Annotated in this window: 20 protein-coding genes; 7 read left to right on the top strand and 13 right to left on the bottom strand. The window is 38.0% G+C overall.

Features of this window, described 5'->3' with window-relative positions; translation table 11 throughout:
• Positions 1 to 14: 14 nt before the first annotated feature.
• Positions 15 to 3,464: an InlB B-repeat-containing protein gene (locus E4O00_RS05320; protein WP_253678964.1), complete on the bottom strand. Its 3,450-nt coding sequence runs from the start codon at positions 3,462 to 3,464 to the stop codon at positions 15 to 17.
• 192 nt (positions 3,465 to 3,656) lie between these two features.
• Here E4O00_RS05320 and E4O00_RS05315 point away from each other — a divergent pair, with 192 nt between their 5' ends.
• The gene (locus tag E4O00_RS05315) at positions 3,657 to 4,415 is read left to right on the top strand and encodes a helix-turn-helix domain-containing protein (RefSeq protein ID WP_253678962.1); all 759 of its coding nucleotides are present in this window, start codon (positions 3,657 to 3,659) and stop codon (positions 4,413 to 4,415) included.
• A 21-nt stretch (positions 4,416 to 4,436) separates the two neighbouring features.
• Here the strand turns inward: E4O00_RS05315 and bamD are convergent, their stop codons facing one another.
• Genes bamD through E4O00_RS05300 form a run of 3 tightly spaced genes read right to left on the bottom strand, consistent with a single transcriptional unit; the run spans position 4,437 to position 9,257 of the window.
• Positions 4,437 to 5,918 (bottom strand): outer membrane protein assembly factor BamD, encoded by a 1,482-nt coding sequence (bamD, locus tag E4O00_RS05310; protein WP_253678955.1) that lies wholly within the window; start codon positions 5,916 to 5,918, stop codon positions 4,437 to 4,439.
• Positions 5,915 to 6,331 carry a hypothetical protein gene (locus E4O00_RS05305; RefSeq protein ID WP_253678954.1) on the bottom strand — a complete coding sequence of 139 codons (417 nt, stop codon included), beginning with the start codon at positions 6,329 to 6,331 and terminating at the stop codon, positions 5,915 to 5,917. Before E4O00_RS05305 ends, bamD begins: the two co-directional genes overlap by 4 nt.
• Positions 6,312 to 9,257: an AAA family ATPase gene (locus E4O00_RS05300; RefSeq protein ID WP_253678953.1), complete on the bottom strand. Its 2,946-nt coding sequence runs from the start codon at positions 9,255 to 9,257 to the stop codon at positions 6,312 to 6,314. Before E4O00_RS05300 ends, E4O00_RS05305 begins: the two co-directional genes overlap by 20 nt.
• A gap of 118 nt (positions 9,258 to 9,375) precedes the next feature.
• Between E4O00_RS05300 and E4O00_RS05295 the strand changes: the two genes are divergently transcribed.
• Complete coding sequence (locus E4O00_RS05295) at positions 9,376 to 9,996, top strand: helix-turn-helix domain-containing protein (protein ID WP_253678952.1); 621 nt, start codon at positions 9,376 to 9,378, stop codon at positions 9,994 to 9,996.
• Positions 9,997 to 10,025: 29 nt separating this feature from the next.
• Here E4O00_RS05295 and E4O00_RS05290 read toward each other — a convergent pair whose 3' ends face one another.
• The 4 genes from E4O00_RS05290 to E4O00_RS05275 are packed head-to-tail and all read right to left on the bottom strand — an operon-like array spanning position 10,026 to position 14,724.
• Positions 10,026 to 10,466, bottom strand: a complete 441-nt coding sequence (locus E4O00_RS05290) for a response regulator (protein ID WP_002668975.1) — start codon at positions 10,464 to 10,466, stop codon at positions 10,026 to 10,028.
• Between the two features lie 21 nt (positions 10,467 to 10,487).
• Positions 10,488 to 10,952: a chemotaxis protein CheX gene (locus tag E4O00_RS05285; RefSeq protein WP_253678951.1), complete on the bottom strand. Its 465-nt coding sequence runs from the start codon at positions 10,950 to 10,952 to the stop codon at positions 10,488 to 10,490.
• Between the two features lie 24 nt (positions 10,953 to 10,976).
• Positions 10,977 to 12,314 carry a CheR family methyltransferase gene (locus E4O00_RS05280; RefSeq protein ID WP_253678950.1) on the bottom strand — a complete coding sequence of 446 codons (1,338 nt, stop codon included), beginning with the start codon at positions 12,312 to 12,314 and terminating at the stop codon, positions 10,977 to 10,979.
• Between the two features lie 16 nt (positions 12,315 to 12,330).
• Positions 12,331 to 14,724 (bottom strand): chemotaxis protein CheA, encoded by a 2,394-nt coding sequence (locus E4O00_RS05275; RefSeq protein ID WP_253678949.1) that lies wholly within the window; start codon positions 14,722 to 14,724, stop codon positions 12,331 to 12,333.
• A 123-nt stretch (positions 14,725 to 14,847) separates the two neighbouring features.
• Between E4O00_RS05275 and E4O00_RS05270 the strand changes: the two genes are divergently transcribed.
• The 4 genes from E4O00_RS05270 (at position 14,848) to gap (ending at position 19,167) form a co-directional block, all read left to right on the top strand.
• Positions 14,848 to 15,948 carry an ISAs1 family transposase gene (locus E4O00_RS05270; RefSeq protein ID WP_253677181.1) on the top strand — a complete coding sequence of 367 codons (1,101 nt, stop codon included), beginning with the start codon at positions 14,848 to 14,850 and terminating at the stop codon, positions 15,946 to 15,948.
• Between the two features lie 76 nt (positions 15,949 to 16,024).
• On the top strand, positions 16,025 to 17,182 hold the full coding sequence (locus tag E4O00_RS05265) for a hypothetical protein (protein ID WP_253678948.1): 1,158 nt from the start codon (positions 16,025 to 16,027) through the stop codon (positions 17,180 to 17,182).
• Positions 17,182 to 18,030, top strand: coding sequence for a hypothetical protein (locus tag E4O00_RS05260; protein WP_253678947.1), 849 nt, complete (start codon positions 17,182 to 17,184; stop codon positions 18,028 to 18,030). The genes E4O00_RS05265 and E4O00_RS05260 overlap by 1 nt, the downstream gene beginning before the upstream one ends.
• A gap of 87 nt (positions 18,031 to 18,117) precedes the next feature.
• Positions 18,118 to 19,167 (top strand): type I glyceraldehyde-3-phosphate dehydrogenase, encoded by a 1,050-nt coding sequence (gene gap, locus E4O00_RS05255; protein WP_253678946.1) that lies wholly within the window; start codon positions 18,118 to 18,120, stop codon positions 19,165 to 19,167.
• 86 nt (positions 19,168 to 19,253) lie between these two features.
• Here the strand turns inward: gap and E4O00_RS05250 are convergent, their stop codons facing one another.
• The 5 genes from E4O00_RS05250 to E4O00_RS05230 form a co-directional block, all read right to left on the bottom strand.
• A complete protein-coding gene (locus E4O00_RS05250) occupies positions 19,254 to 19,997 on the bottom strand; it encodes a YebC/PmpR family DNA-binding transcriptional regulator (protein WP_253678945.1) in 744 nt (247 codons plus the stop codon).
• Between the two features lie 170 nt (positions 19,998 to 20,167).
• Complete coding sequence (locus E4O00_RS05245) at positions 20,168 to 20,392, bottom strand: hypothetical protein (RefSeq protein WP_253678944.1); 225 nt, start codon at positions 20,390 to 20,392, stop codon at positions 20,168 to 20,170.
• A 101-nt stretch (positions 20,393 to 20,493) separates the two neighbouring features.
• Positions 20,494 to 22,251 (bottom strand): aminopeptidase P family protein, encoded by a 1,758-nt coding sequence (locus E4O00_RS05240; protein ID WP_253678943.1) that lies wholly within the window; start codon positions 22,249 to 22,251, stop codon positions 20,494 to 20,496.
• 93 nt (positions 22,252 to 22,344) lie between these two features.
• Positions 22,345 to 22,905 carry a hypothetical protein gene (locus E4O00_RS05235; protein WP_253678942.1) on the bottom strand — a complete coding sequence of 187 codons (561 nt, stop codon included), beginning with the start codon at positions 22,903 to 22,905 and terminating at the stop codon, positions 22,345 to 22,347.
• 76 nt (positions 22,906 to 22,981) lie between these two features.
• Complete coding sequence (locus E4O00_RS05230) at positions 22,982 to 23,482, bottom strand: hypothetical protein (RefSeq protein WP_253678941.1); 501 nt, start codon at positions 23,480 to 23,482, stop codon at positions 22,982 to 22,984.
• 136 nt (positions 23,483 to 23,618) lie between these two features.
• On the opposite strand from E4O00_RS05230, the gene E4O00_RS05225 reads away from it, so the two are divergent.
• Positions 23,619 to 24,038, top strand: a complete 420-nt coding sequence (locus E4O00_RS05225) for a hypothetical protein (protein WP_253678940.1) — start codon at positions 23,619 to 23,621, stop codon at positions 24,036 to 24,038.
• Positions 24,039 to 24,057: the final 19 nt, after the last annotated feature.

Genomic DNA, 24,057 nt, shown 5'->3' with positions numbered 1-24,057 from the left:
TCCTCCCCATTACATTATTCATCTATCCATTTTATTTTCATCGTAACATCGGTGTCGCCGTCGCTGTGGCGGTATTCTTCCGTAAATGACTTTTCCTGACCGTCATTTATCTCAATACGGTGATTTTTCCCTTGGTTTCCGTTTTCCAGACTACCGTCATATGTCCATACCCATCGGTCATTATCATAATCATATGTTACCTTTGCCTTGGTCGTACCGATATGATCATCACCGCCTGCCTCATTGTCATCTTCCCAGATTTCGATATTTACCGGTATTTGTGCAGGGACGTAGCTGAATGACCGTGTAAAGCTTTTATTGATGGAAAGCGTATCTCCGTCTCCTGCCCTCCATAGGTTGCTCTCCGGGCGTTCGTGTATTATCTGTCCGTCAACTTTCATCGTCCAATAATATTCACCTTGATTGCTGGCATCATGTTCTGCTACGCATTTTATCTTCACAAAGGTAACCGTCAATTCCGCTTTTACAAACTTTATAACGTCGCCCTTCTTTTTATACCGCCAATATTCGGTGCCGTTTTTGGGTGTTACTTTAAAGTTATCTCTTTCGGCAGCGGCACCCGTTGCAAGGACTCTGCCGTCGGTATACTCGTTAGGCGTTATCCGTGCGGCAGGTGTGTTTGTCAATGCTTTGGTTACGGTAATGGTTTTTCCGGGTTCCAAATATACTTCGTTGTTTTCGTCAACTTTTGCACCGCCTTGCATTTTAAAGGTACCGTTTACGTATACTCCACTGCCTTTACCTGCACTACAGCCGGTGATCGTGCTTGAGCCTTTCATAATAAGCGTACCCCCATCGACATATACGCCGCCGCCGGCACCTGCGCCCTCATTGCCGTTCTTAAGCGTTATGTTTTCAAGGGTGAGTGTTTTACCGCTTTCCACTTTGAAGATGCGCGACTTGCTGTTTGCGTTCAAAACGGCGGAAGTGTTTTTGCCCCTTATGGTAAGGTCTCTGCCGAGTTTAATTTCGCCTGCATCGTCTCCGCTAGTCGCTTTTATTTCCCCGTTGATAATGATTGTGTGGGCACCGCTCGTCTTTGCCGCTTCTTCTTTAAGCTTTTTCCACGCATCGTTGCCGCCCATTAAATTGAATTCACCCGGTTTAAACTTTACCCTTACGGTTTTTTCGGCAGTTACGTTGGAGAGGGTTGCGGTAGTGCTGTTAGACGGACTTGCCGTTACACCCGTCCAGTTTTCTATATCCCAGCCGTTATCGGGCGTTGCGGTAAAGGTTACGCTTTCGCCGTAGAGTACGGTAAAGCTTGGGCTGTTGCTTCCGCTTGCTGTTTGATGGGAGCCGTTATACATACCTTTAAGGCTTCCGCCCCGTCCGTCTTGTACGCTGAACCTTACGGTATAGGTTTGGCGTTTTACGGTAAATCTTATAGTTTGTGTTGTACTGCCGTTTTGAGCTTTTACTGTAATGATAAACTGCGTTCCACCGTTTGCGGATATGTTTGCGTTTCCGCTAGGACTTACGCTTGCCGTTGCTCCCGTGCTGTTAGCGTCAAACATAAAGTCCGTTACTCTTGCCGTAGTTGAAGCCACCGTGTATTCGGAAGTAAAAGGAGCTGTTTTAAGTTCTCCGTTCAGCTTAAAGCTCGCCAAATTTGCAACGTCGTTTTGTGCACGGGTTACACTTACCGTTTTTGACCATGCAGGATAATTTCCCGGACTTGCTGCAACATTTATGGTAAGATTTTGGGGAACTCCTTCCGTTAAGGTAAGCCCATTAGCAGGTTCAAGTGTAAAGTCAATACCCGTCTGTCCGTTAAACTCAAGGACTATGTGCTCTTTTTTGACCTTATCTTTAGCATACGGCAGGGTAACGGAACCGCCGAGAGCATTTTGTCCGTGTATGGTAAGCGTTTGCAGTGTTAAGGCACTAAGCTGTACGAATTGTACGCTTACCTCTGTATTTGCCGTTACGGTAAGAGAGGCTGAGGCTTGACCGTTCTGTCCGTTAAAACCGTCGGAAGGCGTACATATCCAGTTTCCTACTTTGTATTGGTTCAAGTCGCCCGGTGTTGCGGTAAAGGTTACTCTACCGTTATACGGTACGGTGAGGGTTTGGCTGTTGTCTCCGCTCGCCGTTTCGGTGTTTCCGTTATAGGAACCTTGAAGGCTTCCGTTTCCGCCTACTACACGGAATCTTACAACGAATTCTTTAACCAATTTGACAAAGAAGGTTTTCGATTCGCTTTCGTTGTAGCCCGCAGCACTTGCTTTTAAGGTGATTTTATATATGGCTTCGTTTTCGCTGTCTCCAAGAGCCGGTAAATTAAAATCGGCAGTTGTTGTGCCTGAAACAGTACCTGCAGAAGTCCAGCTGTTTGAACCCAACACCTTTTTTTCTATAGTTCCGGTTATGCTTGCCCCTTCTTTTGCCCGTGCCTGTAAAGTAATTGCCATATTGGTGTTTATTTCATACGGAGAATTCTCGGAATTTTCCGTTATCGGGCTATTGTTGTGATACAGCTCAACGGGCGACAGTTTGCTTGTTGCCGTACTTTTCGTTATTTCGGGGGAGCTTAAGCCTTTTTCGTCGGTCAGTTTAAGTGTGTATTCTTTTGCGGCACCTACTTTTACTTGTACATCGGTTTTTAAATAGATTATCCACTTTTCTGTCGGCGTGTCATCTATGGTAACTCCCTGGTTTACATCGCCGGCTTCCAGTTTTTTCACGCTTGCGACAGGTAAAAGAATGCCCGAATTGCCTATATTAAAGCCGCTTTTATCCGGCTTTACGGTAAGGGGAAGGGTTCGAGGCGCTTCGCTCTGCGGGGTAACGGTAATTGATGCTATGTCTTTGTGCAAAAGCCCCGTACCGTTCGGGCCCGCGTTTTCATTCATATCTTTTACTTCAAAGCAAAGTACGTAGTACCATTTGTTGCCGTCTTGCGTTTTGCACAGGGCCTTGTATTTTAAGGCGGGAGGCGGGGTATTGGCACGCAGTTTAAATGTGTATTTTTGCTCAAACTTTCGGCCTTCTTTATTGTAAAGGGTGATTGTAGGGCTTAAGTTTTGACTGCCCCACTCGGAATATTTTAAAAAGGCTTCCTTATATATCAATTCGATGCGGTCGGAAGATGTTTGTCTAAAATAGTAATCTATTTCTGCCCTAGGCGCATTCATACCGTCGGTACCTTTTACGCCGTTTTCAAAGACTACAATGTCCGAAGGCGAGCCTTGAGCACCGGGGATTTTAAGTATGTATTTTTGAGGATTTGTAAGTTTTAAGATTATGGTTTTATCTCCGGCACTCGGCAAACAAGGATACCCCTCGTTGTCCGTTCCAGCTGCGGGAATTTCGTTTCCGGTAATTAGCACGGTAGATGACCAATATTCAAGATCTCTTTCAATATCCGAAAAAAAGTGATCACAGGCACTTAAAAGCAGTAAAACCGTAATTACAATCAAAAAAGCTTTAAACTTATGCATAAACTCACTCTCCCTAGTCTTTTGAATTATACCCAAAAATACAACAAAATTATATAAAAAACAGGGGGTAAACGCCAAAAAGAACCATGGTGACCCAAAAAAGAACTTTGGTTACCTGCTCAAAATCGGACATCCGTGTCCGATTTTGAGCAGGTATTGCTATTTTTTTTTAATACTACTATAATCAAAAGTATGAAGAAGTTTTTTAATGCCGGCCGTATTATGTATTTGTTGGGAATTTTTGTATTAAGCACTGCAATAGTGATGAATATTACCAATCAATTTCCGCTGGCGGGGTTTCTTCCCGTAGTTATTAGGATTGACTTTGTTATAAATTGCATTTGTCTGTTTTTTTGCCTGATTCTTTTTATAAAACCCAAAAATAATATTCTTACATATATGATGTTTTTTATGGAAGCCGGAGTTACTGCACACATGGGATTCGTGGGTATCGGCACTCTTCTTTTTGCGGCAGGCTGTGTTATGGTTTTTGTAAACGGGGATTTTAAAACCTATTATAAACAAAAAATTGCGGCTCTTACAATTTATTGGCTTCTTATCAGCATCGGTTTGTATTTTTCTTTCAGTATAAGATATTTTATTTTTGAAATTACTTTGACCGGTTTTTATTTTGGGCTTCTTGTATGCCTATATAAAAAGCTTGAAGCAAACCTCTCATATCTTTTGCCTCCGACCGAAATAGTTTCTACCGAAATAAATCTTCCGCCCAAAGGCAGTGTTTTAGAACTGGAAGAATACGGTATCTCAGAACGCCAAAAGGACTTTATTTTAGGCTCGATTATGAACGGAAAAACTTATGAAGAACTGTCGGCCGAATTCCACGTAAGTACTTCTGTCGTAAAAAAAGATATGGCTTCGGCCTGTAAAAGTTTGGGAGTTGCAAACCGGGAAGCCCTGCGTATTCTTTTATTACAGTACAGAATAGAATAATATTTTGTTTATTAAATCCGCCTACTTTATATCGATATAAAATTTCTTAATATACCGTATTCTTGCATCTGCCTTATCCCAAAATTTACTTTGAGGATAGGCTTTTGTTAAGGTTTGATAGGCTTCCAGGGCTTTTTTTACGTTTTTATTCGGTCCGTTTAGCTCGTAAGCCTGCCCTCGCAAAAACAAGGCCTCGTCCAAATTTTCAGAATAATTTTTAAAAAAATTATCTGCTGAATTTATGGCATCAGACGAATTTCCTTCAGAAATATAGCCTCTTATCATACCCAGAAGTTCTGAAGCAGATTTAAATTCTTTTCCGGCTATTTTAGATTCAGGCTTTTCGGTTACCGTTAAAATATCCGGAGAATCATAAACCTTTTCATTCTCATTTTTTTTAATTGAAGAGTCAGGCTTTACAGGTGTTCCGGCTGAAACCGCATCCGATTTATTGGATGAATATTTCTTTTCATTTTTAACATCGGACTTTTTTTCCATCTGAGTATTTACAGGCCCCTTATAATCCGGAGCTTTAACGGTATCGCTTAACTTTGTCTTCGCCTTTTCTACATGAACAGCAATCGAATCCGAAATAAAATTATCAGAAAAAACATCAAAATGAGAAAAATTAAGAATATAAGAGCCTTCATTTAGTGCACCAAAATGAAATGTTGAAGTACCGTTTTGAAGTTTTCTTTGCTGATATTTTATGCCCTTTTGTGCAGAGGACTCTCCTAAATAAACCCATCCTTCTCCCGGGTACACAACTTCAAGCCTCTGACCGGTATAAACATTTACTGAGCGTGAGGCCTTTTCCTCTTTCGTTTCATCAGGTTCGGTGCTGGGAAACTCGGAAAAAACTCTTGCAGGATCGGTATCCTTAATTTTTTCTTCATTTACAGCATCATTATTAATAGGAGCCTTAGCAATATCTGTATCAGGCTTTACCGCTTGCTTTTTCTCGGGCATAGTTATAAGCGGCTGATTAGGAGCCGGAAGAATCGGTCTCTCAAGTTGTTTTTCTTTAGGCTCAGTTAAGGGATAACCGTTAATTACGGAAGGCAAATCCGCAGCATAATTATTACTCAAAGCTGTGTCATTGTCATCTTCGGTATCAATTATAAGCTCCAAGGAAGGCTTATCGGCAACAGGCTTGGGATCAGAAACCGACTTTTCAGAATCCGCTTCAAGCATTTTTTCGGAATCATTATACTGTTCGGAATCCTTATCCTGTAAAATAGAGTCTTCATTTTTTTTAGGTAAAATACCTTTAGCTTTTTGAGTATTTTCAGGTACTTTCATAACAATAATATTCTCGGACTTTTTTACATCTTCAGTCTCTTCGAAAGACTTAGGTTCAATATCATTAGTAACAGAAACTTCAGGTTTTCTATCTTCGGATAAATTTAAATTTTCATCCGAATTTTTTTTTGTACTCGCACAGGAATTAAAAAAGATAAAAATCAAAAATACAATTAATGTAAAGCGTATTGAAAATTTCATGGAGCAGCCTCCAATATTTTATCGGCAATTTTTTTGTTCTGTTTATGCAGTTCCTCCATGTCCTTTTCAGTAGGAGGTTCATACCAATAGTCAACCTCTTCTTTCTCCCATATTTTACGCTGTTCTCTTGAAAACTGAATAGGAGGCAGATAAAGAGGTTCGTCTATAATTTGAAGTTTATCTGTGTTAATCTTACCTGATTGAAAATCCGAATTCTTAGATGATAAGACAGCTCTTTTTGTTTCAGAATATGATGTATCATCTTTTTTTTGTAAAACTATAATCAATAGGAGACTTAAAATTAAGATAAAAATCAAGATGCATACAATTATAATAACCGTCTTTTTTTTATAAGAAAAAAAATCCCGACTGTTTTTTAAAATATCGCTTATCTTACTCTTCAGATCTATCATCTTTTTCTGAAACGTCCTCCTCACCATTTACGGTTTTTATCCTCTTAGGCGGATGAGGCGGAATATAAACTCCTTCCTCAGGCTCTACTTCTTCTTCGACAAATGGCTCATCCACCAAATCTATAGTTTTTGATTCAAGGTCAGATTCATTATCAAGCCTTATGGCGATAACCTTTGAAACACCGGATTCTTCCATGGTAACACCGAGCATGGCGTTTGCCCCCAAAACGGTCTTTTTATTATGAGTAATAACTATGTACTGGCTGACATTTGCAAATTCACGGAGCGTAGTAACAAATCTGGTAACGTTTTGCTCATCGAGTGCAGCATCAATTTCGTCAAGAAGACAGAAAGGAGAAGGCTTAACCATATAGGTTGCAAACAAAAGGGCTACAGCTGTCATTGATTTTTCACCTCCCGATAAGAGGTTTATATTTTCAAGTTTTTTACCCGGCGGCTGAGCAAAGATTTCTATTCCCGACTCAAGAACATTTTTAGGATCGGTTAAGCGTATTTCGGCCCTTCCTCCTCCAAAAAGTCTTCTGAACATATTGTGAAAATTCTTTTTAATCTTATTGTAGGTATCCAAAAAGAGCTCGGTGGATTCGGCCGTTATCTCGTCGGTAATACGCTGCAAGTCGGCACGGGCCTTATCAAGATCGCTTATGTGCTTATTTAAAAATTCATAGCGTTCTTTAACGCTTTCGAATTCTTCAGGAGCCATAAAGTTTACTCTTCCCAAGGAATCAAGTTTTTGCTTAATCGAAGCAAGTCTTTCCCTAAGATCATTTACAGATTCCGTAATAGTAAACATCCTCTCTTCAAATTCCATAAGCTCTCTGGAGTGTTTTTCCCGGAAATTTTCTTTTGTATTACGGATATCGGCTTCAATCCCTGCAAGATCAAAGTGGAATTTTTCCAAAAGAGAGTTTGCCTTCGAAAGCTCTGCAGTGAGTTTATCAACCTTACCCCTCTTGCTGGCAAGATCTGAGTTCTTTATCGAGATTTCGTTTTCAAGCTTTTCAAGCTCGTCACTTATCTTTCTTCCCTCATACTCCAAGGAATTTATCTCGCCTTCAAGTTCCGAAATATCTTCTTCAGTTTGCTTTAACTGTTTTTCCTCTGTAAAAAATTCGTTTTCAAGGTCATGGAGCATTTTTTTCTCGGAAGAAAGCTGCCGTTCCAAAAGTTTAACCTGATCCTCGGCATTTTTTGCCTGAGCATCCACCCTTGCTCTGTTTACACGCAGGTCTTCAAGGGTTTTGCGGTAGTCATTTATCTTGACGGAAAGTTCGTTATTTTCTTCTATCAGAGCGGCAATCTTATTACGGTTATTTTCGATAGATTGCCTGTTTTCCAAGATAGCCGTATCCACGGCTCTTTTTTTGGTAATGATACCTTCGGGAGCCAAAAATTCGTCAATAAAGCCTGCCGAGGATTTTTTATATTTTTCAAGAGCATTTTGAATTTCATCGCTTATAGACAAAAGGGATGTAAAACTTTGAACGGAATCTTCTGCAAATTTCTTTACATCAGAGCCTGAATGATTTTCTATCGAGGCAAAGTCTGAAAATATAGCTTTTTTCCCGGTAATCAAAACCCTTAAACGGTTCAAGGCTCCATCCAAATCTTTTTCGGCCTCCAATCTGCTTGCCGAAGAATAACCTGCAGATCTTAAATTTTTATCAAGCTCGGTAACGATATCCTCTGTTATGGACTTTAATTCAAGCTCCATAGCACCTCTCATATCGTCAAGTCTTCTTATATCGTCTTCAAGTCTTTTTACTTCTTCTTTGTTTGAAGTAATCTTATGGCTTGCCAAATCAATGTTTTTTTCAAATTCTTCGGCATTTTTTTCTATTGCAGAAACCTGTTTTTTAAACTCAAAAACATCGGCATTCTTTTCGGAAATATCGTCCTCAAGACCTTCAATATTTTCCTTGGTCGAAGAAGTCTTAGCCTCAAGCTGATTTAATTTTAGTTTGAGTTCGGAACGGCGTTTATTGTAAATTTGAACCTGCTCCTGCTTACCTTTTTGCTCGATAGCTAGGTTTAATACCTTTGTGCGGTAAGTATTAAACTTTTCTTCCATCTCGTTTACAATATCCATGTTTTCTGAAAGAATTCCGTGAATACCGTCAATTTGTTCCTGTATGGAGTCTCTTTTTTCGGAAGCCTCTTTTAAGCTTTGTTTTTTTGCGGCAAGACCGTCTACAAAGCTTTTTAAACGTAAAAGCTGAATATCCCTTTCATGTTCAAAAAGAGAATCCTTTAGCTCACGGTACTTAATCGTTTGTTCAGACTGAATTTTTAAGGTATCATAGGATCTGCGTACCTCGGCCAAGGCAGCTTCAATCTGTTTCATATTTTCTTGTGTTTTTTCAAGCTTTCTTTCAGCATCCTGCCTCTTTACCTTAAATTTTGTGATGCCGGCAGCTTCTTCAAAAAGATAACGCCTTTCTTCAGGCTTACTGGAAAGAATCTGGTCGATTTTTCCCTGCTCCATAACGGAGTATGCTGCTTTACCTACACCTGTGTCCCAAAAAAGCTCTCTAATTTCACGCAGCTTTGCCGGCTGATTATTTATAAAATACTCACTTTCCCCGGATCTATAAAGCCGCCTCTTTATAGCTATTTCGCTTAACTCTAAATTCAAAAGCCCCTTTTCATTGCTTATTGTCAATGTTACTTCTGCAATATTGAGCTGATTTCTTTTTTCGGTACCGTTAAAGATAACGTCTTCCATCTTGTCGGCCCTTAAAGTACGGGATGACTGTTCTCCCAATACCCACTTTACGGCATCTACTACATTGCTTTTACCGCAGCCGTTGGGTCCGAGAAGGGCTGTTATACCATCTGCAAATTCAATTTTTACTCTATCGGGAAATGACTTAAATCCGAAAATTTCAAGACTCTTAAGAAACATAGTCCGAACATCCTTTTAACATGTACATATACAAGATTATACAATTTATTTGCTTGTTTGTCATTAGGAATTGAAAAAATTTTAAAGGATAGAATAATTTTTCCGATAAGAAAGTATTATGAAAGTTTTGGTTTTTGATAGAAAAATAGACACGCTCACCTTTTTGTGTGAAAAATTGGAAAATCATGGAATTACAACAATTGCTGCTGAAAACGGCAGTAAATTTATATGTAATTATTTGAATCCGGAATTGGATGCCATCATTGTGGCAAAAAAAGAACTGACTCATTATACCTTAAATGAGGCTCAACTGCTAAAAAAGATATACAAAGATATTACAATTTGCAGTTATTTCCACGAAGACTGCTATAATATCAAAAAAATCAATATAGTGAGCTCTTCTGCAATAGCCAAAAATATAAAGGCTAATGAAAAAATACTAAAAATAATTCTTTTAAAATGCAGAAGAAAGCCCGATTTAAATAAGGACTATATTTACAGTCTGCCTAAAAAATCCGGACTCCTATTAAAACATTTGCTTATAAATAGAGAAAAAGGGTTAAGTGACGACGAGATCAGCACAATATTTTGGGGAGAAAAACTACCCTCAAAACGAAACAGCATCTATAACCATGTTTATAACCTAAAACAATCTCTCAAAAAAAGTTTTGACAATAGGTATACAATTTTAAAAACAAACAAGCGTTACAGACTGATAAAGTTAAAAAAAGAGGCTTAAACAACAATATTTAAGCCTCTTTTAAAAAGTTAGGAAATACCTAAAACGCCTGCAACACGCTCCAAAACCTTTTTGCGGTCAAGCGGCTTTACGATGTAGTTTTTTGCTCCAAGCAAAAGTGCTTTTTTTACAAGCTCTTCCTTTCCGAGAGCACTTATCATAACTACCTTGGCATTCTTATCAAAGGCCATGATCTGCTCCAAGGCAGTCAAGCCATCCATTTTAGGCATCGTAATATCCATTGTTACCAGGTCAACATTGGGACATAATTCTTTATATTTTTCAACGCCCTCAAATCCGTCAACAGCCGTAGCAACAACTTCATAACCTTCACTATTCAATATCTGTCCGATTTGTTTTGTAACAAATATAGAATCATCAACAACCAAAATCTTGTAAGGTGTTCCATCCGGTTTTTTTCCTTCAGGTGCCCTCTCGTTAATATTGGGAAAGTCCTGTTTTGATATCATCATAAAACTCCTTTAATTTTCTTATACTCGATCACGAATTGCAACGTTGATTTCTACTTTACCCTGAGGGGCAGACATCGGAACTATTAAGGCTTCAATATCATTATTGGATATCTTCATGTTTTCGCCCGTAAATAGAGCAGGAGGAGTTAAGTCAAACTTAAATCCTAAATCATGAAGCTTAGTTACAGCCTGTGCCGTAATAAGATTAGCCAATTCAGTAATTGTTGCACGAGCAAGCTCATCAAATTCAGTCAACTCTTCACCGTTCATTGAGGATGCAATCTTTAAGGCAGTATCCAAGGTCATATCAAATATGACACGGCCCTCAACATCACCGGCAAGACCGACAATTGCTGCGACACCCATAACCGGCATACAAGTCGATTTTAGGTATAAATCTCCGCGTTTGACTTCTTCATTTAACACTTGTGAAAGAATGTTATACGCGGCTTCACTAAACGGATTAATATACTCTACACGCATTTATTTCTCCTTATCCTTTTATATTTATTCTTTTGTAAAAATTACAATATCACCGGAGCTGTTTCTTAGCCAACCGTCTTGCTTGGGCATAGCCTCATTATGACCCAAAATGATAATTCCAGAATTCTTTAGTTTTTCCCTAAATTCTTCTATCATGGTTCTTTGAACATTGGGATTCATAAAAGAAAGCACATCCCTTGCAACAATTATGTCCATATCGGGAACGGCATTTTGATGAGTACAATCATGATACTCAAAAAGAATCATGTCCTTTATCTCTTTTGAGAATGTCAAACTGCCTGAAGCTGTCTTTGTAACATAAGACTCATAAAGACCTGAAGCAATATCATCAGGAACGGCAAGCATAGGAGCATTTGATATAGCAAGCAAATCCGAATCATTTGCAAAAATCTTTATATGTGCACGCGGATAACGCGTTCTCAATAGAACTGCCAAACTGTATGCCTCATATCCTGGACCGCATCCTATACACCAAACATTGATCACTGCAGAAGTATTTTCCGGAAGCATCTTATAATAAGCATTTATATAAGCCTCGCTCCAAAAACGCTTCGTAAAGGGCGACAAGAAAGAAGATAAAAACTCTCCCGCATCTTTTTCGGATTGAATTTGCAAGTTTCCTGAAGGACGCAGATCCTTCCATTCCAAATATCTCTCCTTGACCCAATTTTCATTAACAGCCGAAATATAGAATTTGCCCATAGCGGACAAGGTATCGCCTATAAATTTTATATCCAAATTTTCCGAAGATTGGCTTGTCTGCTGCTTTACAGGTTCTTTTACAACACTTGCCGCAACAGGGGCTAAGTCTTCTTTGACCTCTTCTTTTTGTTGCCGTGAAGCAAATATCTTATCTACATCAAGAAGAATATATAAGCGGCCTCCATTTTCTACAACACCGTGAATATATTTAATATTTATATCGCCGAAAATAGGATGAGGGGGCTGAATTGTACTGCTGGAAACACCCACAACCTTATCGATAAAGTCAACGACAACACCGAAGGTTTGATCTTGAACATTTATGATAACCATGCTTTCGGCCTGATTTTTTTTGCGGGCAGGTACGGGAATATTAAAGAAAATACGCAAATCGATTATAGGGATAATATCTCCTCGAAGATTATATACACCCAAGACAAACGGAGAAGTATTGGGTACATAAGTAAAGTTTCCCGCCTTTGCTATTTCCTTAACACGCATAATGTCTATTGCATAATCTTTACCGGCAAGGGAAAAAGTTACCATTTTAAAATCTACAACAATCATCTGATCATGTAGAGAGTCAGTATCGCCTATTCCTACGCCTGTATTTACCTTTAGTTCTTTCATTTCTTCCATATCGTTTTTCCTTAACCTACCAAATTGAAGCCTCGCGGCGCTCCCTAGCCTGCATTTCCTGCTTTAAGCCTAGCTCAAGCAGCTGTGCAACATCTATAATCAAAGAAACGGAGCCGTCGCCTAAAATAGAAGCACCGGCAATTCCCGGAGAGTTAGTAAACTGATCTTTCAAAGGCTTGATTACAACGGCCTCTTCACCAATAAGACTATCTACCATCAACCCTACTTTTTTCTCTTCAGTTCCGACAACAACTATATAATTATATCCGTCATCATCGGTTTCTGCCGATGTAATACCGAAAAGCCGGTTAAGCCTTAGAAGGCTGTACACCTCATCACGGACATTAAAAACTTCATAGTTATCTATGCGGTTGATTTCATCCGGCTTGACCCTGTGGCTTTCTATAACCGAAGTAATAGGAATCGAGTAAACCTCGTCCCCAACTCTGATTAAAAGCCCCTGTATGATGGCCAAAGTCAATGGCAATTTTATAATAAAACGGGTTCCGACATTGGGTTCGGACTCAACCATAACCGTTCCGTTTAATTTTTCGATATGAGTCTTAACTACATCAAGACCTACACCGCGGCCTGATACGCTTGAAATCGTTTTACTGGTCGAAAAACCGGGGGCAAAAACCAACTGAAAGGCCTCAACATCGGTAAGATTTTTATTCGGATGTAAAACGCCTCTTTCAACAGCTTTCTGCTTTACGGCTTCAACATCAATTCCGTGGCCGTCATCGGCAACTTCGATAACGATCATATTGCCCTCGTTGCTGGCTTTAAGAAGAAGAATGCCTTGCTCCGGTTTACCCAAGCTTTTTCTTTTTTCGGGAGATTCAACGCCATGATCAAGGGAGTTTCTTACACAGTGCATTATAGGATCAAGCAAGTCTTCTACAACCGATTTATCAAGTTCGGTATCTTCACCTTCGATTACCAATTGAACATTTTTGTTTAAGTCTCTTGAAAGGTCCCGAACTACACGCGGGAAGCGGCTGAAAATCTGACTGATGGGGACCATTCGTATTTTCATAACCCCTTCCTGAAGCTCGCCTGAAATACGGCCCAAGTTTTGGGATGAAGATTTAAACTTCGTTACGGCAGCCTTCATCGAAGAATCAAAATCGCCGAAAACTTCCAAAAGACTTGAGTATTCGTTTAAAACATCCTGCTTTATAGCATTAATATCATAGCCCTGCTGTATCTTTTCAAGATATTCGGGCATCTTATCCAAAAGTCTTCGCGTTTTATCCTTGTAAATTGTACTGGAATTTTGGAACTTATCGTAAAGTTCGGTAAATTCGATAGTGCTTTGATTTAAAGAAGCCTTAGTTATAACGGTCTCACTGACCAAGTTCAAAAGATAATCTATTCTGTTTGCATCTACACGCAGGATTGAGCCCGACGATGAGTGACCGCTTCCCTGCGGGCTTGCTTGAGACTGTTTTTTCTCAGGTTTAGGAGGCTGTTCTTTAGGTTTTTCAACAGCTTTTTCTTCCGTCTTTTCGGCGGTTTTTATCTCCGGAGCACTTACTGCAGGAGCAGCCTGTGCGGGCTGATGAATTTCGTGAGCATCCTCTTTAATTTCAAGCCTTTCGGCACTTGCAGAAAGAGTAACATCCCCTATAAAAGCAGCCTTTTCCAATATTTTGCTGTCCGATGCCGAGGATAAAAAATAAATTACCGTTTCATGGAATTCATCTTCATACAAGGCATCAAAATCGGGAACTGTTTTTAAGACACTGCCGTAGTCTTTTAAAGCGGCAAATACCTGAATACCGCCCACCGAATTCATCAAGTTTGATTCATCAAATTTTACTACAACAGCATACAGATCTTCACCCTTTTGTATTGTCTCAGCCAACTCAAGGATTTCATACTCTGAAAAATAATCTTTAACATCTAAACTGGAAGCAGGAGCCTTCACCTTCGGTTCTGAAACGGGAGGTGCCGAGGCCGGTACAGAAGCCTTTGGAGCAGCCGATTTACCGCTTTTTTTATCGGCCTTTGCCGGAATAAATGACCTAAGCTGATTTACAATACCGGATACATCATCCGAATATATAGAACCCGAAGCTCTGGCATCAAGCATCAGCTTAATTATGTCTATGGATTTTAAAAGCATATCTACCGTTTCTTCAGTTACGCTAACGGAACCGCTTCTAATCTCATCAAGAAGATCTTCCATTGCGTGAGTAAATTGAGACAGCTCAGTCATCTCTACAGTAGCAGAACCGCCTTTTAGAGTATGGGCAGCTCTGAATATCTCATCGACTGCATTGCGGTCCTCAGGATTTTGCTCTATAACCAAAACATTGCTCTCAAGTATTTCTACCTGCTGTTCGGCTTCACTGAAAAAATCTTTTAAAAGTTCTTCATTATTGATGTCAAGATAATCACTCATACATATATTCTATACTATTTACAATATTAGTCAAGAAGAAAATTGCTTTTTTTTATTTTTTTTATTTATAAGAGCTTTTTTTTCACGGCTTACGCACGAAAAAAAATAGCCGATATTTAAAGTATGAAAACATTAAAAGAATATTTTAACGAACTTAATGATAATCGTCAGTCTGGCAAAGTAAAACATCTAATCAGTGAAATATTGGTAATAGCACTGTGTGCTGTTTGTAGCGGAGTTCAAACTGTATTTGAAATAGGGGAATTTGCCGAAGTAAAAAAGGATTGGCTAAAAAATGAGGTAGGACTCTTGTTAGAAAATGGCGTTCCTTCGCACGACACCATAGGAAGAGTCCTTGCGATGATTAATCCCAAACAATTTCAAAGCCTTTTTATCTCGTGGATTGAACAATCCCTTAATATTCCAGCAGGTTCATACATTCACATTGATGGAAAAACATTACGTGGAAGTGCAAGTGAACAAAGCAAGGGCATTCATTTAGTAAGTGCATTTGCTCACGAAGCGGGAGTTGTACTAGGACAAATAAAATGTGCTGAAAAATCGAATGAAATCACAGCAATTCCTGAACTCCTTAACCTTTTAAAACTAAAAAGCTCGATAATTACTATAGATGCCATGGGTTGTCAAAAAGAAATAGCAAAAGAAATCACAAAGAAAAAATGTGATTATGTATTGGCTCTAAAAGAAAATCAACCGGCAGCGTATAATGATGTAAAAGATTATTTTTCTATAGAAGATAAAGACTTTCAAAACACACTTTTAAGATTTGAAACCTTGGATATAGGGCATGGCAGAGAAGAAAAAAGAGAATACTTTCTTTCTTCTAATATAAACTGGTTTGCAGATAAGAATAAATGGGCAAATTTAAAGAGTTTTGGAATGGTCAAAAGCACTGTAAGGTGCAAAGGCAAACAATACAGTGAAAAGCGTTACTTTATTAGCAGTATAGAGGATATAAATGAGTTTGTAACAGCTGTAAGAACACATTGGACAATAGAAAACACCTTACACTGGTCGCTGGATGTAATATTTAGAGACGATGAATGTCAAATTCGAGAAAAAAATACTGCTGAAAACATAGCAATTTTAAGGAGGATTTGCTTTAATCGAATGAAAATGTATCAAAACGGTAAAACTCTGAAAAGGAAGAAAATGCTTTGTACTTTTGATGATTCATTTAGGTTTAATGTTTTATTTAGCTAAGGAATTCATGCGTAAGCCGTGCTTTTTTTTAAACTTAACTAGATTTTTTTTAAAATTTATTGTAAAATATTAAAATATGAGAATCATAGGCAAAAAAATAAAATTTTTATTCTTTTTCGTTTTAATAAACACATCTCTTATTTTTTCGCAAGGTTTTTCTGTTCCTCATTTTGAAAATACCAATATTTTTTACGGTTTAAACACAAAGCCTTACATAACCGCTGCCTCTCTTTTAGAGCTAAAACTTAGGATGGGAGCATCGAACAAATTTTATTTTGATATGAATTTTGATGCAAATGTTGATAATCTCATAGATTTTTTTTCCCCAATTCAAGATCCGAAATTCAACGGTAAATTCCGCTTTTTAGGAGCCTCGCTAAATTTTCCTAAAATAAAAAATATACCGCTTTCTTTTGCAATATTTACAGGGATATACGATACCTTAGGATCAGACTCAATCCTGCAAGAACATCTTAAAGTAAAAATGCCTGACCCGCAATTTAGAAGCTATTATCCGGCATCTGCATTCCGCCCGCGAAATTTTATTGAAGGAACAGGATTCGGCATTTATGGAGCCTTTTCTTCAGGTTTTTATCTTGGAACTTATCTGAGTTGGAACGAAAAACTCAAAGATCAGCTGCAAATAAAATCTTATTTCAGACTGGGCGGAAACTTCGACTTTTTTATCTTCGATTTTTTTGCAGGTGCATCATTTCCAAAAAATGTTTTAAAGACCAAGCTAAGAACAGGAGCAGCAATGCTTTTTTTGGCGGATGACAATTATGATTTTTTTACGGAGATAGGTATAGCGGAAATCAAGGTTACAGATATGACGATGAAAGACTTTACCTCGAATTTTTATGCCTCTTTTGAAGCACGAATAAAAAAAGATCTGATAAAATCAAGCATATCAGCCTTTGTATCGCCTATTTTCCTACTTCCTCAAATTATCAATGATGCTTCTTTAAAAGACTCTTTTTTTGCAGGCCTAAGTGCCGATATAAGATTTGGGAATCTTGAAACAAAAAATATGGAAGGAGGAATTCATATTATGGGAACGGTAAATCCTTTAAAGCCCACAATTATAACTCCATTCTCGTTTTTAATCAGCCCTTTTTATACACTAAATGCAGATGGTTTTACACTGGATTTTCGTCTACCTGTAAACCCCTTGCTTTATAAGGATATATCAAAAATGATAACGGCACAAATATCAATAAAGGCGGTGTACTAATGAATTATCTAAAAAAGATACTCGGTATTTTATTTTTTTTTGTATGTACAGCTATTCTTTTTTCTCTTGATGTTACGACATCCATAAATGTAGGAAGAACACCATTTAACGCAACCGGACTTACAGGAAAAATGCCCGACTTCGGATTTAAGCTGATTTTAAATGAAAATTTAGGTAAAAATGTAAATGGAAAATTAGCTATCGAAAGACATATCGGTATAGGAAATGTAATTTGGGGAAGAATTGCTTATACAACAGAAATTATAAATATCTCGATAGGACCTACTCTCAGCGTATTTAATGCAGGCTTCGACAATAAAAATGTAAGCAGTATCTTTCAGCCAGGTTTAGGCACCTCCCTATACTTTAAATTACCCATAGGATTTTTTACCTCATTGGACACAAATTTTTCGATTCCGGTAGCAGCCAAAACTAAGAATGTATATCTGCAAGACGGACACTTTGATTTGGGTTGGAGATTTCCAAATATAATTGCATCAGTAAAAATAAGTCAAAAAAATAAAAGTATCATTGAAACTTCTGAAGAAACACATATTTCAATAACAGATATAGGATTTTATACTGTATCATATTCAAAACCATCAGGAATAAGACTTCCCTTAAATATAGTCTATAGACTAAATCATTTTCAAAAAGAAGGCTCTATGAATGAAAAAATAGCCAATATTGTATTGGAATCAGGTATCAATCATGCTATTTCAAGCGATATTGAATGGTTTATTAATTTTGAAGCTTCAGTATTTTCTTTTTCTTTAACGAAAAGCGGCAGTACGGTTAATAAGCTTTTTTTCAATGCTGAAGCCGGTATTATGCTAAACCTTAACTAACAACATAAATAAAATGAGTTTAAATAAAGTTGACATATGACCCAATATAGGTTAATATAGAAAAAAATAAAAAATGAGGAGTTTTTTATGAAAGTAGCTATCAACGGATTCGGAAGAATCGGAAGACTTGTTTTTCAAGCCTTGGTAAATCAAAATTTGCTTGGAAAAGACAAATTCGATGTTGTTGCAGTTGTTGACCTTTCAACAGATGCAAAATATTTTGCCTATCAACTAAAATACGATTCAGTTCAAGGTAAAATGAATGCCGAAATCGGCACTGACGGAGATGATGTTCTTGTAGTAAACGGTCACAAAATTAAATGTATATCGGGAAAGGGACTTACTCCTGCACAATTACCGTGGAAAGAACTCGGAATCGAGGTAGTAATTGAAAGCACCGGTATTTATACAAATGAAAAGGCCTACGAGCATATTGAAGCCGGAGCAAAAAAGGTTATTATTTCGGCTCCTGGAAAAAGCAGCGATCCTTCAAAGCCCATTAAGACCTTTGTTATGGGTGTCAATGAAAACGAGTATAAGCCGTCAGAGCATCATGTAGTTTCAAATGCAAGCTGCACCACAAACTGCTTAGCACCTGTTGTACATGTTCTTTTAAAAGAAGGCTTCGGCATTGAAACAGGTCTTATGACGACCATTCACGCCTACACAGCCACTCAAAAAACGGTAGACGGAGTTTCTCTAAAAGATTGGAGAGGAGGAAGAGCTGCAGCCGTAAATATTATCCCCTCGACAACCGGAGCCGCAAAGGCCGTAGGCGAGGTTTTACCTGTTACAAAGGGAAAACTAACGGGTATGTCCTTTAGAGTTCCTACACCTACAGGCTCTGTTGTTGACTTAACGATCCGCACCGAAAAAGATACCTCAATCGAAGAAATCGATAAGGCAATCAAAAAGGCCTCGGAAAGCTATCTAAAGGATGTTTTAGCTTATTGTGATGAAGAAATAGTTTCCACGGATATTATCCATGATCCTCATTCTTCAATATATGACAGTAAGGCAACATTACAAAACAACCTACCAGGTGAAAAGAGATTCTTTAAGCTTGTTTCATGGTATGATAATGAATGGGGTTATTCAAACAGAGTAATCGATTTACTTAAATTTATAACGAAATAAGATTGATAGATATTTAAGTAAAATAAAAAAGCCCTTGCAGTTTTATTCAAGCTGTAAGGGCTTTTCTTATAAAAAGTTTTTAAACCTTATTCCGGCATCTCAAATCCTTCAGGGATTTCGATATTTGTGGATACGGTCTGAACATCATCATCTTCTTCAAGCTTATCGATCATCTTTAAGGCCTTTTGAGTTGTATCGGCATCCAAGGATACATAGGTATCGGGAACCATCGAAACGGCAGCAGATACGGATTCAAAACCCTTTTCCTGCAAGGCTTCAAGAACAGAGGCAAAGTCGTTGGGATCTGTTGTTACGGTTATAACTCCGTCTTCAGCAGCAATATCTTCGGCACCTGCTTCAAGAGCGGCATCCATGATTGCTTCTTCACTTACAACTTCGGCATCATACTCGATAACACCCTTTCGGTTAAACATATAAGCTACAGAACCTGTTGCACCCAAGTTTCCGCCGCTCTTTGTAAAAATATTTCGAACACTGGCAGCTGTTCTGTTTTTGTTATCAGTTAAAACCTCAACCAAAACGGCAACTCCGCCCGGGCCGTAACCTTCGTATAAAAGCTCTTCATAGTTTACGGCACCAAGTTCGCCTGTACCTTTTTTAATAGCTCTTTCTATGTTGTCCTTAGGCATGTTTGCAGCACGAGCTTTTAAAACGGCTGTTCTAAGTCTTGGGTTTGTAGCGGGGTCTCCGCCTCCCATCTTTGCAGCAATTGAAATTTCTTTGATAAATTTGGTAAACAACTGACCTCTTTTGGCATCAGCTGCACCTTTGGCATGTTTAATTGTCGCCCATTTACTATGTCCTGACATGAAAACTCCTTACTCACTTATAAAAAACTAGAAATTAATTTTACACAAAAAAATAAAATATGTCAATGGAGCAAAAGAAAAAAGACCCGATTATAATCGGGTCTTTTTCTTAATCAACAACCACTACGCAGAGCATCGGGGTATTAAACCCTACGCACGAATAAACACTCTTATGCACGTCTTGCGGCAACACCTTTTTCAACAAGGGAAATGAACTCATGCTCATACCACTCCTGTGAATAGGGGAAATGCTTGCGTACTATAGGACGCAATTTAAACTCAATAGTTTCCTTACAAGCTTCACATACATCATATTCGCGGATATGCCAATAAGTCCTGTCGGTAATAGGATTTACCAGCTCTTTTCTACAAATATCACAATTTAATGTTTTCATAATAATACTCCTTATATTGTTTATTCAATATATAACATTTTATATCATTTTTCATACTTTGTCGAGTAAAAAAAACGATTTTTTTAAATTTAGAGATTATCTTAAATAGCCTTTGTTTTTTCGATCAAGAAAGCCTTATGCTCCTCATCTAAATAAGGACTAAGCCTATCGTGAACCTCTTTATGATAATCGTTGAGCCACCTTATATCCTCATCGGATAGAATTCCGGGAACGATGGGACTTGTATCAATCGGACACAGTGTAATTGTCTTAAACTGATAGAACTCTCCATCGTCGGTTTTTGTAAATTCTGTAGTAACGACCAAACTTTCAATTCGAATTCCATGACTTCCTGCAACATAGAGCCCAGGCTCATTGGAGGTAACCATACCGGGTTTCATTGGAACATCTAAAAACTTGCTTGAAATTGATTGAGGCCCCTCATGAACGGAAAGTACAAAGCCTACTCCGTGGCCTGTCCCATGTTTGTAGTCCCTGCCTCTAGCCCAAAGATGTTCTCTTGCGATTGTGTCGATGGCATGGCCTGTGGTTCCTACCTTAAATTTAGCCCTTGCAAGGGAAATATGAGCTTTTAGAACCAAGGTATAGTCGGTTTTTTCCTGCTCTGTCAGCTCTCCAAGTTTTATAGTACGCGTAATATCCGTTGTACCGTTTAAATATTGTCCTCCGCTATCCAAAAGCAAGAAACTTTTAGCTTCAAGTTTTGAAGAATTTGAAGAAGAAGGAGCATAGTGAATGATGGCAGCATTCGGGCCGTATCCGGAAATAGTTTCAAAACTCTCTTCAAAAAAATCTTTGCCTTCGGCTCTAAATTTCAATAGTTTTTCGCTTACATCCCATTCGGTAATACCCTTTCCGGCATTTTCTTCTACCCATTTTAGGATCTTAACCATTGCAGCCCCGTCTTTTTCCATAGCATCATCGAAATTTTTAAGTTCGACATTATTTTTTATTGCTTTAAGAGTTGAGGTCAGATTTAAACCCCTTTCAATATTTGCATTGATTTGAGTATACAAATAAACATTTGTTCTTGCAGGATCTATGTAAACTTTTCCCGCAAGTTTTGCAGTCTCAGCGAAAACATCATCATAGCCCATAACCGTGACGCCTTGGGAAGAAAAATATGACCTAACCTTATCGGTTAATTGTTTTGAGTCAATAAAAATAATAGCCCGAGCCTTATCGACTATAGCATAGGCAGTAACGACAGGATTACATCTTACATCCCTTCCGCGGACATTAAAAAGATAACAAACATCTTCAAGGGCTCCAATAACAGTAGAGTCTGCTTTTCTTTCGGCCAGCATGGAGCGGACTTCTTCAATTTTTTCTTTTGCAGATTTTCCCGTGTATTTTTCCTCTAAGATAAAAGCCTCGCTTAAAACGGCTTTGGGACGATTTTCCCAGATCTCGCCTATTAAGTCTATGTTTGTAATCAGCTCAATACCTTCAAGATCTTTTTCCATGGAATCAAATGTGGAAACGGCAACAACCTTTCCATCCATACCAAGTTTTTCACCTTTTTTTAAATTAGTCTTTAAAAACTCGTTTATGGTAGGCACTCCCGGTTCCAGCATCTTATATAATTCTACACCTGAACCCTCAAGCTGTTTTTCGGCCTGCAAAAAATATCGGCCGTCAGTCCATAAAATAGCCTTATCCTTGGTAACAAGGACGGTTCCTGCAGATCCGGTAAAACCTGAAATAAACTCTCGTGTTTTATAGTTCTCGGGTAAATACTCACTTTGATGCGGATCTGAAGAAGGAATTAAATAAGCACTTAAAGAATGCTCCTTCATTTTTTGTCTTAGAGCAGTAACTCTATCTCGTACATTCATATAAACCATCCTTAAAATATAATTTTATTTCCTTGAGTATACTCTTATTTACATTTTATGTAAACAGTTTAAAGTGCAAAGTATCTAAAACATTTATCGATTCAAATGGTATTGATAGATTCTATAAACTATATCCCTTTTGGCTCCGGTTTTTTCTATATCGGTAATCATAGGAATATTATACTCCCAAATAGTAGAGCCTTCTCCTTCCACATAACCTTTTTCGATTGCTTTTTCATATAATCGGGAATAAATAGCAGCAGAAACGCCCTTATTGTGATATTTCATGTCAACAAAAAGGACAAATGTTCTAAGACGCTTCATCTTGCGTTTGTAGTAAAGGAATTTAAAAATACCGAAAGGAAACAGTTTTCCATTGAGGTGTTTTAATACATCGTTGTAATCGGGTAAGGTAACATTAAAGCCTATGGGTTTACCGTCATCGGTTCTTGCAATAAAGATAAGCTCCTCATCGGCAAAGGAAATAAGTTGTTTTAATACCATATCTATTTCTTTGCGTGTCATAGGCATAAAATCTTCCCATTCTTCCGGTTCAGAGTTAAGAAGAATTGTATGTATATCGCCGGCATCTCTTGAAGCATTCTTTTTTAAATCTATATGATCTACATGAAATCCGTAGCGTTTTTCAACCAATGGAGCTAACCTCACATAACGGCTTGCATCTATATCATCAAAGCGGGCGTGATAGGCATAGCAATCCCAATATTTTTCAAAACCGTACTTTATAAAAAAAATCGTTATAATATTTTTTGTTATAGGTATTCATTATGTAAGTTCGTGTTTCGAAGTTATCGGTTATGAAACCTCGATTGTCTTCCCCTCCGGGAAGAGAAAGAGGCCCCTTAATTCTATCCATACCTTTTTCCAAAAACCAATTTTTGGCAGAATCAAGCATTTTCTCTGCAACGGCATAATCATCAATACACTCGAATTGTGAAATATAGCCGACCTTCATTTTTTTATATTCGTTCAATTTATCGTCAGTCCCGTACAAAATACGGCCTACAGTCTTTCCGTCGATTTGAGCAATCATCTTTACATGAGGGCCTACATCACACAAAGAATTACCGACTCCGGATACATATTTTTTATACTCGCTTATAATAGGCGGAACCCATGAAGTATCGTTCTTATAAAGCTCAAAAGGTAAAAGAGCAAATTCATGTAATAATTTTGAATTATTAACATCAAGTAAAACAATTTTGTCCATAATTTTGTCCTAAATTTTTATTTATATTAATAAAAAGAGAAAATACCATTTTTTATAAGTCTTTGTCAATATTGTAAATTTTTAGGGCTTGCAAAATTCATAACTTATGTGTATAATATGTTAACTGGAGGAATATATGAAGAAATCTATACTGGGATTGGTCTTTTTGGTTCTAATTTTTTCCCTTTTTGCAGCAGCTCCGGCTTTTTCGCAAAAGGTTGAGGAATCTGACGCTTATTATGTAAATGTTCAAATTTTGAAAATATTTGCACATTCAAAAGGGTTTTATGTTATTTACCGAAGAGCAGGATTAAAACATGCTGAAGTTTTTATTCCAAAATCTTGGCTTGAACCTAGAGACGGAAGAGCAAATTTGGAACTGGTAAACACAAGAGTTAATCCATATTTATCTTTCTATATTAAAGACGGAAAATTTGATCACATAAAAATAGCAGCTCCCAGAGATTTAGGAAGCTCAATATGGGGTGCATTAAAAGCACCAAACGATTATGATGGTAAATTTGACGGTGTAGAAAGTCTTGAACTAAAATTTTAACATCTAAAACAATCTAAGC

Origin of the sequence: Treponema sp. OMZ 788, assembly GCF_024181245.1 — a bacterium.
In the GTDB taxonomy this organism is placed as follows: Bacteria; Spirochaetota; Spirochaetia; order Treponematales; family Treponemataceae; genus Treponema_B.
Note: the sequence above shows the minus strand (reverse complement) of the source record. Positions and strands in the feature narration are given on the sequence as shown.

What these genes read in the sequence shown, in the direction of transcription:
- E4O00_RS05290 (WP_002668975.1), bottom strand. Translation starts at nt 10,466, where the DNA reads ATGATATCAAAACAGGACTTTCCCAATATTAACGAGAGGGCACCTGAA.
- E4O00_RS05285 (WP_253678951.1), bottom strand. Translation starts at nt 10,952, where the DNA reads ATGCGTGTAGAGTATATTAATCCGTTTAGTGAAGCCGCGTATAACATT.
- E4O00_RS05300 (WP_253678953.1), bottom strand. Translation starts at nt 9,257, where the DNA reads ATGTTTCTTAAGAGTCTTGAAATTTTCGGATTTAAGTCATTTCCCGAT.
- bamD (WP_253678955.1), bottom strand. Translation starts at nt 5,918, where the DNA reads ATGAAATTTTCAATACGCTTTACATTAATTGTATTTTTGATTTTTATC.
- E4O00_RS05245 (WP_253678944.1), bottom strand. Translation starts at nt 20,392, where the DNA reads ATGAAAACATTAAATTGTGATATTTGTAGAAAAGAGCTGGTAAATCCT.
- E4O00_RS05295 (WP_253678952.1), top strand. Translation starts at nt 9,376, where the DNA reads ATGAAAGTTTTGGTTTTTGATAGAAAAATAGACACGCTCACCTTTTTG.
- E4O00_RS05230 (WP_253678941.1), bottom strand. Translation starts at nt 23,482, where the DNA reads ATGGACAAAATTGTTTTACTTGATGTTAATAATTCAAAATTATTACAT.
- E4O00_RS05305 (WP_253678954.1), bottom strand. Translation starts at nt 6,331, where the DNA reads ATGATAGATCTGAAGAGTAAGATAAGCGATATTTTAAAAAACAGTCGG.
- E4O00_RS05275 (WP_253678949.1), bottom strand. Translation starts at nt 14,724, where the DNA reads ATGAGTGATTATCTTGACATCAATAATGAAGAACTTTTAAAAGATTTT.
- E4O00_RS05240 (WP_253678943.1), bottom strand. Translation starts at nt 22,251, where the DNA reads ATGAATGTACGAGATAGAGTTACTGCTCTAAGACAAAAAATGAAGGAG.
- E4O00_RS05265 (WP_253678948.1), top strand. Translation starts at nt 16,025, where the DNA reads ATGAGAATCATAGGCAAAAAAATAAAATTTTTATTCTTTTTCGTTTTA.
- E4O00_RS05270 (WP_253677181.1), top strand. Translation starts at nt 14,848, where the DNA reads ATGAAAACATTAAAAGAATATTTTAACGAACTTAATGATAATCGTCAG.
- E4O00_RS05315 (WP_253678962.1), top strand. Translation starts at nt 3,657, where the DNA reads ATGAAGAAGTTTTTTAATGCCGGCCGTATTATGTATTTGTTGGGAATT.
- E4O00_RS05250 (WP_253678945.1), bottom strand. Translation starts at nt 19,997, where the DNA reads ATGTCAGGACATAGTAAATGGGCGACAATTAAACATGCCAAAGGTGCA.
- E4O00_RS05225 (WP_253678940.1), top strand. Translation starts at nt 23,619, where the DNA reads ATGAAGAAATCTATACTGGGATTGGTCTTTTTGGTTCTAATTTTTTCC.
- E4O00_RS05320 (WP_253678964.1), bottom strand. Translation starts at nt 3,464, where the DNA reads ATGCATAAGTTTAAAGCTTTTTTGATTGTAATTACGGTTTTACTGCTT.
- gap (WP_253678946.1), top strand. Translation starts at nt 18,118, where the DNA reads ATGAAAGTAGCTATCAACGGATTCGGAAGAATCGGAAGACTTGTTTTT.
- E4O00_RS05260 (WP_253678947.1), top strand. Translation starts at nt 17,182, where the DNA reads ATGAATTATCTAAAAAAGATACTCGGTATTTTATTTTTTTTTGTATGT.
- E4O00_RS05280 (WP_253678950.1), bottom strand. Translation starts at nt 12,314, where the DNA reads ATGGAAGAAATGAAAGAACTAAAGGTAAATACAGGCGTAGGAATAGGC.